This window comes from Bradyrhizobium sp. (genome assembly GCF_035701725.1).
In the GTDB taxonomy this organism is placed as follows: domain Bacteria; phylum Pseudomonadota; class Alphaproteobacteria; order Rhizobiales; family Xanthobacteraceae; genus Bradyrhizobium.
Genome location: NZ_DASSRP010000267.1, coordinates 1 through 14,385, shown reverse-complemented (window position 1 = coordinate 14,385; position 14,385 = coordinate 1). Strand labels below are relative to the sequence as shown.

13 protein-coding genes and 1 pseudogene are annotated in these 14,385 nt (G+C 63.6%); 5 read left to right on the top strand and 9 right to left on the bottom strand.

The window, feature by feature from the left end; genetic code table 11:
• Window positions 1-486 (top strand): GntR family transcriptional regulator (locus VFL62_RS15980; protein WP_325173353.1); only part of this gene is annotated, 486 nt, incomplete at its 5' end.
• Here the strand turns inward: VFL62_RS15980 and VFL62_RS26915 are convergent.
• A pseudogene (locus VFL62_RS26915) lies at window positions 483-578 on the bottom strand (LuxR family transcriptional regulator); the annotation flags it as partial. The gene VFL62_RS15980 and the pseudogene VFL62_RS26915 sit on opposite strands and share 4 nt — an antisense overlap.
• Window positions 579-682: 104 nt before the next feature.
• Complete coding sequence (locus VFL62_RS15970) at window positions 683-1,264, bottom strand: TetR/AcrR family transcriptional regulator (protein WP_325173351.1); 582 nt, start codon at window positions 1,262-1,264, stop codon at window positions 683-685.
• A 184-nt stretch (window positions 1,265-1,448) separates the two neighbouring features.
• On the opposite strand from VFL62_RS15970, the gene VFL62_RS15965 reads away from it, so the two are divergent.
• Together VFL62_RS15965 and VFL62_RS15960 are read left to right on the top strand one after the other, a co-directional pair.
• Complete coding sequence (locus VFL62_RS15965) at window positions 1,449-2,702, top strand: efflux RND transporter periplasmic adaptor subunit (RefSeq protein ID WP_325173350.1); 1,254 nt, start codon at window positions 1,449-1,451, stop codon at window positions 2,700-2,702.
• A 47-nt stretch (window positions 2,703-2,749) separates the two neighbouring features.
• Window positions 2,750-5,953: a multidrug efflux RND transporter permease subunit gene (locus tag VFL62_RS15960; RefSeq protein WP_325173349.1), complete on the top strand. Its 3,204-nt coding sequence runs from the start codon at window positions 2,750-2,752 to the stop codon at window positions 5,951-5,953.
• A gap of 30 nt (window positions 5,954-5,983) precedes the next feature.
• On the opposite strand, the gene VFL62_RS15955 is transcribed toward VFL62_RS15960, so the two are convergent.
• The 6 genes from VFL62_RS15955 to bioB all read right to left on the bottom strand — a co-directional run bounded on the left by VFL62_RS15955 (window position 5,984) and on the right by bioB (window position 13,170).
• Window positions 5,984-7,627 carry a methyl-accepting chemotaxis protein gene (locus tag VFL62_RS15955; protein WP_325173348.1) on the bottom strand — a complete coding sequence of 548 codons (1,644 nt, stop codon included), beginning with the start codon at window positions 7,625-7,627 and terminating at the stop codon, window positions 5,984-5,986.
• A gap of 169 nt (window positions 7,628-7,796) precedes the next feature.
• Window positions 7,797-9,119, bottom strand: a complete 1,323-nt coding sequence (locus VFL62_RS15950) for an MFS transporter (RefSeq protein WP_325173347.1) — start codon at window positions 9,117-9,119, stop codon at window positions 7,797-7,799.
• Between the two features lie 16 nt (window positions 9,120-9,135).
• A complete protein-coding gene (locus VFL62_RS15945; protein WP_325173346.1) occupies window positions 9,136-10,395 on the bottom strand; it encodes an adenosylmethionine--8-amino-7-oxononanoate transaminase in 1,260 nt (419 codons plus the stop codon).
• Window positions 10,395-11,027, bottom strand: coding sequence for a dethiobiotin synthase (bioD, locus tag VFL62_RS15940; RefSeq protein ID WP_325173345.1), 633 nt, complete (start codon window positions 11,025-11,027; stop codon window positions 10,395-10,397). The genes VFL62_RS15945 and bioD overlap by 1 nt, the downstream gene beginning before the upstream one ends.
• The gene (locus VFL62_RS15935) at window positions 11,024-12,160 is read right to left on the bottom strand and encodes an 8-amino-7-oxononanoate synthase (RefSeq protein ID WP_325173344.1); all 1,137 of its coding nucleotides are present in this window, start codon (window positions 12,158-12,160) and stop codon (window positions 11,024-11,026) included. The genes bioD and VFL62_RS15935 overlap by 4 nt, the downstream gene beginning before the upstream one ends.
• Entirely contained in the window at window positions 12,157-13,170 is a 1,014-nt protein-coding gene (bioB, locus tag VFL62_RS15930; protein WP_414644740.1) for a biotin synthase BioB, read from the bottom strand. The genes VFL62_RS15935 and bioB overlap by 4 nt, the downstream gene beginning before the upstream one ends.
• Window positions 13,171-13,284: 114 nt before the next feature.
• Between bioB and VFL62_RS15925 the strand changes: the two genes are divergently transcribed.
• Window positions 13,285-13,926: a GntR family transcriptional regulator gene (locus tag VFL62_RS15925; protein ID WP_325173343.1), complete on the top strand. Its 642-nt coding sequence runs from the start codon at window positions 13,285-13,287 to the stop codon at window positions 13,924-13,926.
• 53 nt (window positions 13,927-13,979) lie between these two features.
• On the opposite strand, the gene VFL62_RS15920 is transcribed toward VFL62_RS15925, so the two are convergent.
• A complete protein-coding gene (locus tag VFL62_RS15920) occupies window positions 13,980-14,108 on the bottom strand; it encodes a hypothetical protein (protein ID WP_325173342.1) in 129 nt (42 codons plus the stop codon).
• Between the two features lie 41 nt (window positions 14,109-14,149).
• Here VFL62_RS15920 and VFL62_RS15915 point away from each other — a divergent pair.
• On the top strand, window positions 14,150-14,385 hold a 236-nt coding region (locus VFL62_RS15915; RefSeq protein ID WP_325173341.1), incomplete at its 3' end, for a hypothetical protein.

The following is a 14,385-nucleotide window of genomic DNA, read 5'->3' as shown; positions in this document are numbered from 1 at the left end:
ACCGTCCCCCATCGCGGCCCGGTGGTCGCCACCATCAGCCTTGAGGAAGCCCGGCAGCTCTATGCGGCGCGCGCGGTGCTGGAAGGATTTGCGGGACGTGAATGCGCACGGCTGCGCGATCCCGCCGTGGTGCGGCGGATGGGCGAGGCCCTGACCCGGTTGAAGGCGGCGTTCGCCAAACAGGACATGATTGCCGTGCTCGAGGCCAAGACCGAGTTCTACGCCGCGCTGATCGGCGGCTGCCAGAACGTTTTCATCGAACGCATGCTCAAACCCTTGCACGACCGCATCACCCTGCTGCGCATCACCTCGATGTCGCAGCCCAAGCGCGTCAACAAGAGCCTGCGCGAAGTGACCGCTATCTGGCGCGCGATCCAGAGCGGCGATGAGGATCTCGCCGAACGCCGCTGCGTCGATCACATCAAGGCCGCCGCGGTCGCCGCCCTCGACATGATCGAGCGGTCCTCGGCCAAGGAGAAGGCCTAGACGGCGAACGGCGTGGCGAATCCGGCGACGATCTTGACGAGATCGGCTTGCCGCGTGACGCCGGTCTTCTCGAACAGATGTCCGAGATTGGTCGCGCCGACAGAGAAAAGCGCAGCGTCAGCCGGCCATGCCCCGCGGCGCGGCGCGATGATGTCGATGAACACCAATTGGCCGGGATTCGATCGTGGCCGCAGCGCTACCGCTTTTCCGCCGGCCATGCTTGCATGGCGAGACGACCGATTTCGGAGAGCTTTGCCCGCGATGCGCCGTCGCGCGCCTGCACCGCCAGGCCGCGTGCGACGGCATTGTAATAAGCTGCCAGCATCTCGCAGTCCGTGTCTTCGGACAGATCGCCTTTGATGACGCCCTTGCGAATGCGCTCGGCCATCGCACTTTCCGAAAAAGCGCGATGCTCGGCCATCATGTCGCGGATGTTCTTCATGCCGGGCGAACAATGCGTGCCGGCGAGCGAGATCATGCAGCCGAGCGGATGGTCGCCGCGTGTGAATTCTTCGGCGGTGGCTTCGAACAGCCGTGCGAAAGCCGTTTTGGTATCGATCGAGGGATCGTTGAGAATGGCGAAAAACCACTGGCCGGCCCATTCCAGATAAGTCCGCGTCGCCTCGCAATACAGCGCTTCCTTGCTTCCGAACGAGTTGTAGAAACTCGAGGCACTGATTCCCATCGCGGCAATGAGATCGTCGAACGAGGTGCCTTCGTAGCCGCGTTCCCAGAACAGCTTCATCGCGGCGTTCAGCGCAGCGCCGCGGTCGAACACCGCAGGCCGGCCCCTGCCACGTTTGGCCTCCTCTGATTTCGTCCCTCGATTTATTTTTGTTGCCATCGCTCCAAAAATCCTTGAACGGCGCCTCCCCGCGTCTATATGCCGTGCTCATATTGGAGCGTCTGCTCCAAATATCAAGTCGTCGTGAACAAATTCAGCGAAATACCGGGGCAGCCTCATGGATCAGATCAGCGACCCTTCGAGTCTTGAAAGGGAACCACTTGACGCGCCGGCCGCGTCGCGACCGCGCCGGCGAACGTGGCGAACGACCGCGATCGGCGCTGCGACCGCACTTGCCGCGCTGGCGCTCTATTTTGGCCTGGCCCCGCACCGGGGCAATCAGGCGGCAGCCGTGCCGACACCCGCCCCGCAGGTGACCGTCAGCCAGCCCTTGCAGCGCGAACTCGATACCAGGGCCGGCTTTCTCGGACAGTTTTCGGCGATCGACCGCGTCGAATTGCGGGCCCAGGTGGGCGGCACGTTGACCGAGATCCACTTCAAGGACGGCCAGATCGTCCACAAGGGCGACCTGCTGTTCGTGATCGACCCGCGCCCCTACGAGATCAAACTGGAGCAAGCCAAGGCCGCGCTGCAGACCGCGAGCGCCCGCGTCGAACTTGCCAACGCGCAGCTTTCGCGCGCGCAGTCGCTTCGCCGCAACGAGTTCGCCACCCAGGAAACCGTCGACCAGCGCACCTCCGATCAGGATTCATCGAAAGCCGCGGTGGAGGACGCCAAAGCGCGGATCCGCGACGCCGAACTCGACCTCGACTATTGCCGCGTACGCGCCCCGTTCACTGGACGGATCGGCGCGCGGCAGGTTTCGATCGGCAGCCTGGTCGCTGGCAGCCGTGCCTCGACCAGCCCGACCACTTTGCTGGCGACCCTGGTCTCGCTCGATCCGCTCTATCTCGACTTCGACATGAGCGAATCCGATTTCCTCACCTTCTCGCGTGAGCGCGCCCGCATCGGCGGTCCGCTCGCCAACAAGGTCGCGATCGGCCTCAGCGACGAGACCAGTTTCAGCCGTGCGGGAACGCTCGACTTCATCGACAACGCACTGGATCGCTCGAGCGGCACCATTCATGCGCGCGCCACGGTGCCGAATCCCGACCTGTTCCTGGCCCCCGGCCAGTTTGCCCGGCTCCGCGTTGCCATAGCGCCGCCCACGCCGGTTTACCTGCTGCCGGATTCCGCGGTCATGCTCGACCAGTCGCAGCGCCTCGTCATGACGGTCGGTCCCGACGCGACGGTGAAGCCCAAGATCGTGACGACCGGCGACCTGCGCGGCGGCCTGCGCGTGATCCAGTCGGGCCTTTCGCCTGCTGACCGCGTCGTCATCGACGGTCTGGTGCGAGCTATTCCCGGCACCAAGGTCGCGCCGCAGGACGGCGCCATCCACTACGACGCGGCCGCCGACGAACAGGGTTGACGGCCGGTCGAGACCAACATCGAAAAAATCAAGGCACGAGCGTTTCCATGACCCACAGCTTCATCGACAGGCCGATCTTTGCCACCGTGCTGAGCGTCTTCGTGACGCTGATCGGTCTCGGCGCGCTCGCGATCCTGCCCATTGCGCAATATCCGGAGATCGTGCCGCCGACGGTTCAGATCACCACAAGCTATCCGGGCGCGTCCGCGGACGTCGTGTCGCGGACGGTTGCGACGCCGCTCGAGCAGGAGATCAACGGCGTCGAGAACATGATCTACATGAACAGCCAGTCGACCGGCGACGGCAAGCTCACCATCACGGTGACGTTCCGGATCGGGACCGATCTCAACGTCGCGCAGATGCTGACGCAGAACCGCGTGCAGGATGCCCTGCCCCGCCTGCCGGAGGACGTGCAGCGGCTCGGCGTGCAGGTGCGGAAAGCAACGCCCAACATCCTGCTTGCCGTGCATCTCTATTCGCCGGATTCCTCGCGCGACCTGCTCTACATCTCCAACTACGCGACGCTGCACGTCAAGGACGTGCTGGCCCGGCTGCCCGGCGTCGGCGACGTCACCATGCAAGGCGGACGCGAATACGCCATGCGGATCTGGCTCGACCCGGACAAGGTCGCGGCCCACAACATGAACGCGGGTGAAGTCCTGACCGCGCTGCGCGCCCAGAACATCCAGGTCTCGGCCGGCATCCTGAATCAGCCGCCGATCGCCTCGAAGCAGGCCTATCAACTCAACGTGCAGACGCTCGGCCGGCTGTCGACGCCGGAGCAATTCGCCGCGATCGTGCTGAAGGCCGACGGCGAAGGACGCGTGACGCGCCTGCGCGACGTCGGCCGCGTCGAGATCGGCGCTTCCGACTACGGCTCGACCGCCTTCATGGATCGCGAGCCGGGTCTGCCGCTCCTGATCTTCGCGCAGCCGGGCGCCAACTCGCTGGCGGTTGACCGCGAGGTGCTCGATGCGATGGCAAAGCTCGGCAAGGACTTCCCGCCCGGGCTCGAATACAAGATCATCTATGATCCCACCATCTTCGTCAGCAAATCGATCGACGAAGTGATCAAGACGATCTTCGTCGCGATCCTGCTTGTCGTCGGGGTGGTCTTCCTGTTCCTGCAGAGCTGGCGCGCGGCCATCATCCCCGTGATCGCGATCCCGGTATCGCTGGTCGGCACCTTCACTTTCCTCTACGCGCTCGGCATTTCCTTGAACAACCTGTCGCTGTTCGGCCTCGTGCTCGCGGTCGGCATCGTGGTCGACGACGCCATCGTCGTGGTTGAAAATGTCGAGCGCAACCTCGAGCGCGGCATGCAGCCGGCCGAGGCGGCCCACGTCACCATGAACGAGGTCGGCGGCGCGCTGATCTCGATTGCGCTGACGTTATGCGCGGTATTCGTGCCTTCGGCGTTTCTGTCCGGCATCACCGGGCTTTTCTTCCGGCAGTTCGCCGTCACCATTGCGGCCTCGACGCTGATTTCCTGCTTCGTGTCGCTGACGCTGAGCCCCGCCCTCTGCGCGGTGCTGTTCAAGGCGCATGAACCAGATCATGCCAAGCGCCGTTCCGCGATCATGCGGCTGATGCTGGCGGCGGTCGATCGCTTCAATTTCGGCTTCGACTGGCTGTCGATGGCCTATGGTCGATTCACGCGGCGGCTGCTCCAGGTCACCGGCGTCGTGCTCGCGGTCTACCTTGCGCTGATCGGTATTGCCGGCGTCCAGTTCGCCCGCGCCCCGACCGGCTTCATTCCCGAGCAGGATCAGGGCTACCTGATCACGGTCGTGCAACTGCCGCCGGGCGCAACGCTCGACCGGACCGAGGCCGTGGTCAAGAAGGCGATCGAAATCATCATGTCGACGCGTGGCGTGGAGCACGTCGCGCCGTTTGCAGGGCTTGATGCCACCACTTTCACGATCGCCAGCAATGCCGGAACGATCTTCTCCGGCCTGCCTTCGCTCTACAATCACGAACTGGATGGCGTGAACTCGGCAACCGTGCTGGCCGACCTGCGCAAGCGCCTCTCGGTGATCCAGGAAGCCCATGTGCTCACGATCCCGCCGCCGCCGGTGCAGGGTATCGGCAATGCCGGCGGCTTCAAGATGATGTTGCAGGATCGCGCCGGCCTTGGATCGGAAGCGCTGTCGAAGGCGGCGCAGACGCTGGTGGCGGCCGCCAACAAGGACCCGAGCTTTGCCGGCGTGTTCACGTTGTTCGGCACCCGCTCGCCGTCGATCTATGCCGATATCGATCGTGAGAAGGCCGAGAAGGTCGGGTTGACGCCGACCGACGTGTTCTCAACGTTGCAGCTCTATCTCGGCTCGCAATATGTCAACGACTTCAACTATCTCGGCCGTACCTATCAGGTGATCGCCCAAGCCGATGGCAGTTTCCGGCAAGGTCCGCAGGACATTGCGCGGCTCAAGGCGCGCAACAGCTCGGGCGAGATGGTGCCGATCGGTACGGTCGCACGGATGAAGTCCGAGAGCGCGGCCTACCGCGTGCCCCGCTATGACCTGTTTCCCGCCGCTGAAGTCATGGGGGTCGCGGCGCCTGGCGTTGCGACCGGATCGGCGCTGCACCGGATGGAGGAACTGGCCCATCAGGTGCTGCCGCCGGGCATCGGCTTTGAGTGGACCGAGCTGGCGTTCCAGCAGCAGCTGCCGGGAACCTCGTCGCTACTGGTGTTCGGCGCCGCCGCCCTGTTCGTGTTCCTGGTGCTCGCTGCGCAGTACGAGAGCTGGAACTTGCCGCTGGCTGTGGTGATGATCGTGCCGATGTGCCTGCTCGCCTCTGTCACGGGGCTCTTGATACGCGGTATGCCGATCGACGTGCTGGCGCAGATCGGCTTTGTGGTGCTGGTGGGACTAGCCGCCAAGAACGCGATCCTGATCGTGGAGTTCGCGCGCCAGACCGAAGAGACCGGCGCCAGTCCGCTTGAGGCCGCCGTCACCGCGGCGCGCACCCGGCTTCGTCCGATCCTGATGACCTCGCTCGCCTTCATCTTCGGCGTTGCGCCGCTGGTGGTCGCAACCGGCGCGGGCTCGGAGATGCGCCAATCGCTGGGAACGGCGGTGTTCTCCGGCATGCTTGGCGTGACCGCGTTCGGGCTGTTGTTCACGCCGGCCTTCTACACCATCGTGCGCAAGATCGGCCGCAAGGGCGTGACGAGCACGCAAGGCGGGCCCGCCAAGCACGTCGATGCGCCCGTCGAGGATCATGCGACTGACGCCCGGGCGGCCTGAGCCGTCCGGGACATCAATCAGAACCGCGCCTCACGCGGCGCGGACGTTGGCAAGGAAGCGGTCGACGTCGGCGCGCAGGGTCACCGCCTGCTTGCTCAACTGCTCGGCCGAGGCGAGCACCCCGCTTGAGGCCGATCCGGTTTTTTCGGCCGCCTGGTTGACGGCGGCAATGTTGCTCGCCACCTGACCCGTTCCGACGGCAGCCTCCTGCACGTTGCGGGCGATCTCCTGTGTCGCCGATCCCTGCTGATCGACCGCACTCGAAATCGCCGACGTGATCTCGTTGATGGCGCTGATCGTGCGCCCGATGCCTTCGATCGCCTGCACCGCCTCGGTGGTGGCATCCTGCATGGCGCTGACCTGCGCGGATATTTCGTCGGTTGCTTTCGCCGTCTGGCTGGCAAGCGACTTGACCTCGTTGGCGACGACGGCAAACCCCCGGCCCGCTTCGCCAGCGCGCGCCGCCTCAATGGTGGCGTTAAGCGCGAGAAGATTGGTCTGGCTCGCGATGTCGCTGATCAGCTTGACGACGTCGCCGATTTTCGCTGCCGCCGCCGAAAGGCCTTGCACCGTGACGTTGGTGCGATTGGCTTCGGCGACCGCTTGACCGGCGATTTCCGTCGATTGCGTCACCTGGCGGCCGATTTCCGAAACCGAGGACGACAATTCTTCGGTCGCGGCCGCAACCGTCTGCACGTTGGCCGAGGCCTGCTCGGCGACCGCTGCCACCGACGTTGCCTGCTGGCTGGCCTCGCTGGCGGTCGAGGACATGCTGCGGGAAGTGACCTGCATTTCCGACGCGGCGCCGGCAAGACTGTCGAGCGAGGTGCGGACGCCGCGTTCGAACTCGTCCGCCATTCTGCTCAGAAGCTGCTTTTTGTCGGCGTCGGCCTGGACCTTCATCGCGTCCTGTTCGCCGCGCAGCCGTTCCGCGTCGATCATGTTGTCCTTGAACACCTTGACCGACTGCGCCATGGCGCCGACTTCGTCGCCACGCTCGAGCGCCGGAATCGAAGTCGAGGTATCTCCTTGCGCGATCTTGCGCATCGCAACCGTCATCGCGTTGATCGGGTTGACGATGCTGCGGCCCAGCAGGAAGAAGAGGCTGCCGATGACGAGCAGCGACAGCAGAACCATGATCGATCTGTTTCGCGCCTGCTCCCAGAAGATCGCGTTGACGTCGTCGAGATAGATGCCGGCGCCTACCACCCAGCCGAAGGGCTTGTATTCGGTGGAATAAGTGAGCTTGGGCAGCGGATCGCCACCGGACGCGCGCGGAAAGCGGAAGGTCGTGAAGCCGCCGCCTTTGGGCGCGAGTTCGACCTGCTGGCGCACAAAATAGACGCCATCGGAATCGGCGGCGTCCATCAGGTTCTTGCCCTCGACCTTGGGATTTGGGTTCGCGACCGCGACACCCTGCATATTGGTGGCGTAGACGTAGTCGTCCTTTCCGAAACGCAAGCTGCGCAGCAGAGCCTTGCCCCGTTCGATCGTTTCGGCCTCGGACAATCCGGCCTGCTTGGAAATCTGCAAGTTGTAGTCGAGCGCCTCGCGCGCCACCTGGACGATGTCCTGGAGCTTGGCCCGGCGGTCCTCCATCATGTTGCTCCACAAGGCCGACAGTCCGAGGCCAGCCATGGCGGCGATACCCAGCACGGAAAGACCGATCATCATTATAAGCTTGTAAGAAATTCGAAGATTGCCGAGCATTGGGCACCTGGTTTTTGAAAACACCGCGCGAGCGGCGAGCGAGCGGAGAATTCCGTCGCCGATCACGACTCGATCAAATTAATGAGAGAGGCCCTAAGTAACGGTAAAAATCCGTGAACGCGCCCGCGTCCTATCAGGACCGAGATTTCCCTGTTTTCGCGAAACTCTTGAGGCTTACAACCGCAGCTCCACCCATGAAGAGCACCAGCGCAACGAGGCACGCGCCCATCGTGAGATTTCCGGTGCGATCGGAGACGTAACCGAACAGCACCGGCGCAAGCAGACTTCCGATCTGCCCTGCACTGCTGATGAAGGCGATGCTGCCTGGCGATTCCTTTTCAGACAGGAAGCCGGTCGGAATAGTCCAGAACAGGGCGACAGCCGACAGGTATCCAATCGCAAGCAAAGCGAGGCAAGCGAGCGACAGCGCCGGACTCCACAATGAAAAGGCGATGGCGATGGCCGCGGCACCGGCGGCAAAGACCGCAACAAAGAAATGCCAGTGCCGTTCCAGGCGTCGGTCCGAATGATAGCCGAAGACAAGCATGCCCGCCGCGCCGATCACGTAGGGCACCGCCGACAATAGACCGACATTGAGGACATTCGTCACGCCCGATCGCTGGATGATGGTCGGTGCCCAGAAGTTGAGGACCATTCCGGCCCAGGTCACGGAGAAATAGCCCAGCGTTGCGATCCAGAGCATCGGTTTGCCGAGCGCCGTGACGAAAGCCTGGAACCCGGTATGACTTTCATTCTGACCACGAACCGACAGCTTCGCGGTCAAGAACTCCTGTTCTTGCCGGGATAGCCAGCGCGCATCGCCGGGGCGATCATCGAGTACAAAAAGCGCCGCAATGCCCAACGCCAGCGGAAGCATGCCTTCGATCAGAAACAGCCATTGCCAGCTTTTAAGGCCGAGCAATCCTCCGAGGTGCTGCATGATCAATCCGGAAATCGGCCCGCCGACCGTTCCGGCGGCGGCAATCGCAAGCACGAAATAGGACATGATCCGCCCGCGCATATGATCGGGAAACCAGAGCGTGAGATAGACGATCACGCCAGGAAAGAAGCCGGCTTCCGCCGCCCCCAGCAGGATACGCGCGAGATAGAACTGCATTGGCGTAGTGACCAGTGCCATCGCCATTGAGATCAGGCCCCACAGGCACATGATGCGCATGATGGTCTTGCGCGCGCCGATCTTCTGCAAAACCAGGTTGCTCGGCACTTCGAACAGGACATAGCCGACATAGAACAGGCCGACGCCGAGGCCGTAACTCGCGTCCGTCAGGCCGAGGTCGTCCTTGAACTGCAGCTTGGCGAAGCTGACATTGACGCGATCGATATAATTCAGGACATAGCAAACGAAGATGAACGGGATGATCCGCAAGATCACCTTGCGGTACAGGCGGGGTCCCTCGTCCTCGACGGCCGTTAGGCCTTCCGCCCCCTGCTGCAACCTCTTTTCCCCCGTTTTACTGGCGGAGGTTAGCGGCATCGGCAATCGCTGCATAGATCTCGTCGAGGTCAGATTTGGTGACACAGTACGGCGGCATCACATAGATGGTGTTGCCGAGCGGGCGCAGCAGCAGATTGCGTCGTGCGAAAAATTCGAGAAGTTTTGGACCGATGCCGGCGAGGTAGCCGCTGTCGCCAACATCGAGGTCCAATGCCGTAATCGTACCGGCGCGGCGAACATTCTTGAACCGTCCATCGTCACGAAACGGCGCAAGCGCGCGCTCCTGCATCGCGGCCACCTCGACGACGCGGGAGAGCGTCGCCGGCTCCTGCCAGAGATCGAGGTTGGCCTTGGCGGCCGCGCAGGCAACGGGGTTGGCGGTGTAAGAGCTTGAATGAAAGAAGGTGCGGCTGCGGTCGTGCGAGAAGTGCGCGTCGAAAATCTCGGCCCTGCACAGCGTCACGGCGAGCGGCAGCGCCCCGCCCGTCAGTCCTTTCGAATAACAGGCGATATCCGGCGCGACATCGGCCTGCTCGCAGGCAAACAAGGTCCCGGTGCGGCCCCAGCCGGTCATGACCTCATCGGCGATGACCCAGACACCGGCCGCCTCGCAAATCCGCTTCATCTCCTTCAGCACCTGAAGCGGATACATCAGCATCCCACCGGCGCCCAAGATCAGGGGCTCAACGATGAAAGCGGCCGGCTTGTCGCGGCAGGCAGCTTCGAGCGCATCCAGCGTCGCCTGTTCTTTTTCTTCAAACGGAAACGGCACGGCGGTCACGTCAAACAACAGCGGGCCATAGGCCGCGTTGAATACGCCGCGCGCGCCGACCGACATCGCCCCGATGGTGTCGCCATGATAGGAGTGCTGCATCACGACGATGCGTGAGCGCGGCTCGCCGATATTGTGCCAGTAGCCGAGCGCCATCTTCAGCGCCACTTCGACGCTGGTCGAGCCAGAGTCGGAGAAGAAGACATGGTCGAGGCCCGCCGGCGCCAGTTTCAGAAGCGCGGACGCGACCTGTTCGGCCGGTTCATGGGTATGGCCGGCGAAGATGATCTGCGTGAGCCGCTCGGCCTGGTCCTTGATCGCGCGCACGATCGTCGGGTGACAATGCCCGTGCGTGACCACCCACCACGAGGAGATCGCGTCGATGATACGACGGCCGTCATCCGCATAGAGATAGGCGCCCTCGCCGAGCGCGATCCTGACCATCTCGGGCTGGAGCGCATGTTGTGTGAAGGGGTGCCAGATCGGCGAGGCCATCGTGCGCATCAACCATAAATATCGCCAGGCTTGAAGGAAGACCTGAACGCCTCGCGCAACGTCACTCGCGTGAGCGGCGAAAGCAGCGGCAGCCGCCCGAGCCGTTTGACGCCGCCGATTTCGCAAATCGCGTGCTCGGTTTCGGGATGGCTCTCGCCGATGAAGGCGACACCGAGAAGATCGAGCTCGCGGCGGCGCAAGGCCTCGATCGACAGCAGCGAATGATTGATGGTGCCGAGCGCAGTTCGCGCGCACAACACGACCGGAAAACGCCATCGTGCGAACACGTCGACATAAAGTGTCGCTGCATCGAGCGGCACCATCAGGCCGCCAGCCCCTTCGATCACCAGCGGCCGGTCGCCGGTGTCGGGCGCCTCAAGCTCAGCAATGTCGATGCTGACGCGGTCGATTGCGGCCGACTGATGCGGCGAGACCGGGGTCGTCAGCCGGTAGCGCTCCGGCAAAATGCGCTTCGAGGACAGGCCGCCCAATCGCGCGACGATCTCCGAATCCGTCTCGCCGTCGAGGCCGGACTGGATCGGCTTCCAGTAACAGGCGTCAAGCATATCGGCGAGGCCGGCGGCAAAGACCGTCTTGCCGATGTCGGTGTCGGTGCCGGTGACAACGATGCGCCGGCTCATCGCAGCTCACCGGTTTCTTCTGAGAGCGCCTCCAGCATCGCGCGGAGGTCGCGCTCGCCGACGTTATTGGTGAGCGAGATGCGCAGGCGGGCGGTTCCGGCCGGCACCGTCGGCGGACGGATGCCCCTGATGTCGAAGCCGCGCGCCTGCATGGCGGCTGCGAGCGTCATTGCGCGTGCATTGTCGCCGACGATGAAGGGCAGGATTTGCGACCCCGAAAATTGCCAGCCCTGGCGCGCTCCGATTTCGCGGCGCGCGAAGCCGATCAAGTCTGCGAGGTGTTGCTGATGCTGTGGTTCCTCGCGCAGGATCGACAGCGCTTCTTGCACGGCGACCGCCATCAGCGGCGACGGCGCGGTGGAGAAAATGAACGGGCGACAGCGGTTGACGGTGAAATCGCGCAAGATCCTGGTCGACGTGACCAGCGCGCCGGCCGCACCCAACGCCTTGCCGCAGGTGTGAATGGCGATGAGATTTTCGCGGCCCTCATAAGCCGCCGTGAGCCCGCGGCCCTGTTCGCCGTAGACGCCGGTCGCGTGCGCCTCGTCGATGACAAGGAACGCGTCGTGGCGGTCCGCAATCGCAAAAAACGCGTCCAATGGCGCGAAATCGCCGTCCATGCTGTAGAGGCTTTCGGCAACGATCCAGATCCGTCCCGTTCCGCCCTCCGAGCGCCAGGCGCGGATCACTTCTTCCACCGAGTTGGCATCGTTGTGTGCGCTAAAGCGAAATTCGGCGCGACCGGCCCGGGCGCCCTCGTGGATGCTGGCATGAACCAGCTGATCCAGCACCAGCAGATCGCCGCGCTGCGGCAAGGTCGTGAGCACGGAAAAATTGGCGATGTAGCCGGAGGGAAAGAAGATCGCCCCTTCCGCGCCGAAAAAGCTGGCGGCTTCAGCCTCGAGGCGTTCGTGCTCGGCGCAGTTGCCGCGGAGCAGCCGCGAACCGCCGGCACCAATCGGCGTCCCCGCCTCGACCGCGGCCGAAATCGCCCGTCGCATGCGCGGATTGTTGGCGAGCCCGAGATAGTCGTTGGAAGAGAAATCGATGCCGGCGCGCGGCTTCAGGCTGCGCAGCCGATCGTCTTTCTCCAGCGCGCCGAGGTCTTCGAGGTAAGTTGCCGCGAGATTCACGCCTGCGCCTGCGACCGGTTCAAACGAGAGTTGACGCCGAGCCGTTGAAGCAGATCGGCGTCGCGCAAGACTTGCGGATTCTTTGTCGTCAGCAGCACATCGCCGATGAAAATCGAATTGGCGCCGGCAAGGAAACACAGCGCCTGCAATTCGTCGGTCATGTATTGCCGACCGGCCGAGAGCCGCACCACGCTCCTTGGCATCAGGATGCGGGCCACCGCAACCAGCCGCGCCAGCGCGATAGCGTCAGGGCGCTCGGCCGTGTCGTTGACCGGTACGCCCTTGACCTCATTCCACAGGTTGATCGGAACGCTTTCGGGATGGCTCGGCAGATTGGCGAGCAGCACCAGCATGCCGAGCCGGTCGTCGACGTCTTCGCCCATGCCAATGATGCCGCCGCAGCACACCTTGATTCCGGCTTCGCGCACATGGGCCAGCGTGTCGATGCGATCCTGCAAGGTGCGGGTGGTGATGATCTGGTCGTAGAATTCCGGCGAGGTGTCGACGTTATGGTTGTAGAAGTCGAGCCCGGCGTCGCGCAGACGCGTCGCCTGCGCCGGCGTCAGCATGCCGAGCGTGGCGCAGGTTTCCATGCCGAGCTGTTTCACTGCGCTGACCATGCCGCAGACCTCGTCGAGATCGCGGTCTTTCGGATTGCGCCAGGCCGCCGCCATGCAGAAGCGGGTCGCGCCGGCATCGCGTGCGCGTTGCGCAGTGGCGACGACGTCGGCCTGCGCCATCAGCTTGGTGGCCTTAAGCCCGGTGTCGTAATGCGCGCTCTGCGAGCAATAACCGCAATCTTCAGGACAGCCGCCGGTCTTGATGCTGAGCAGGCTCGCGGTCTCGACGTGGTTGGGATCGAAGTTGGTGCGATGGACGCTCTGCGCGCGAAACATCAGGTCGGCGAACGGCAGATCATAGAGGGCTTCCGCCTCGGCCCGGGACCAATCGTGGCGGATGCCGTCCATGCCATGGTCGTCACTGTGCGCTTCAAGCAATCCGTCAGCCATAAGAGCAGCCCTTTCATTTTATAGATAAGGATGATCTTTATCTATAATCTGGCAGATAGCCCCAGATTAGCTAAGGCCCGTGACCCGCGCACCCGATTTTGCGATAGATAATCTATGAAAAACCCAGACGAGAATTCTACGGTGGCTGCACGCATCACCGCGGCCATTGCCGAGCGCATCATTGTCGGCACGCTCAAACCCGATGCTCCCCTGCGTCAGGACCATGTGGCACGCGAATTCGAATCGAGCCATGTCCCGGTTCGCGAGGCGTTTCGCCAGCTCGAGGCCCAGCATCTCGTGGTCGCCCTGCCCCGTCGCGGCGTGCGCGTCGCACCGCTTGATGCCGCCGCGATCCGGGAAATCTCCGAAATGCGCGCGGCGCTGGAGGTGCTCGCACTGCGCCACGCCGCGCCGCGGATGACGCAGGCCCATTTTGCCAAGATCGAACTGGCGCTGATCGAAGGCGACAATGCCGAGACGTTGCAGGACTTCGAGGCCGCCAATCGCGCCTTCCACCAGGCACTGGTCGCACCCTGCGGGATGCCACGGCTGCTCGCGAGCCTTGATGGATTGCAGCGCGCGAATTCGCGGCTGGTGTTTGCGTTGGCCCGCAGCGCCGGATGGCGCCCGCGGTCCAACGGGGATCATCGCCTCATTCTCGCAGCGTTGCGTGCGCGCAATCTCGAACAGGCTTCGCACCTGCTCGCGCGTCACATCCAGACGATCGAGCGCTTGAGCGTCCCCGCAAACGCTTGAGCGTCGCCGCGCTTACTCGAATCGCTAACGGTGAACGCGGCCGCTACGGCGGCTCAGGCGCCAGCGGCCGGCAGGCTTGCAGCCGCAATGGCGACGATCTGGGACAGCCGTCGGCTGATCCGGGATCGGGTCGACTGCAGCAATGTGTTGAGGCGGCCCATCGCGTCGTTTCCCAGCGTCATGGTCCAAGCCCTTGGCCCGGCAGTCGAACGACGCTTGCGAAATGTATGGGTTCCCGATCCGGCAGAGTCGAGATGGCGGCGAAAATAGCGATATCGCCATCGCCGCAGCCAATTCGGGCAGCACGTTTATTGTCGTGCAACGGCCTTTGGAGAAGAAAATCTTCTACGGCCTTGGGAAGGTTGACGCCGCGTGGCGATGGCTATCCCGGCGTAAAGCCGAACGCGCGCTCGAAGCGCTTGACGTAAGCCGGCCAGGCTTCCGGATTGACGAGGCGTG

Coding starts and splice junctions, on each gene's coding strand:
- VFL62_RS15960 (WP_325173349.1), top strand. CDS start 2,750: ATGACCCACAGCTTCATCGACAGGCCGATCTTTGCCACCGTGCTGAGC.
- VFL62_RS15925 (WP_325173343.1), top strand. CDS start 13,285: ATGAAAAACCCAGACGAGAATTCTACGGTGGCTGCACGCATCACCGCG.
- VFL62_RS15955 (WP_325173348.1), bottom strand. CDS start 7,627: ATGATGATCGGTCTTTCCGTGCTGGGTATCGCCGCCATGGCTGGCCTC.
- VFL62_RS15945 (WP_325173346.1), bottom strand. CDS start 10,395: ATGCGCACGATGGCCTCGCCGATCTGGCACCCCTTCACACAACATGCG.
- VFL62_RS15965 (WP_325173350.1), top strand. CDS start 1,449: ATGGATCAGATCAGCGACCCTTCGAGTCTTGAAAGGGAACCACTTGAC.
- bioB (WP_414644740.1), bottom strand. CDS start 13,170: ATGGCTGACGGATTGCTTGAAGCGCACAGTGACGACCATGGCATGGAC.
- bioD (WP_325173345.1), bottom strand. CDS start 11,027: ATGAGCCGGCGCATCGTTGTCACCGGCACCGACACCGACATCGGCAAG.
- VFL62_RS15920 (WP_325173342.1), bottom strand. CDS start 14,108: ATGACGCTGGGAAACGACGCGATGGGCCGCCTCAACACATTGCTGCAG.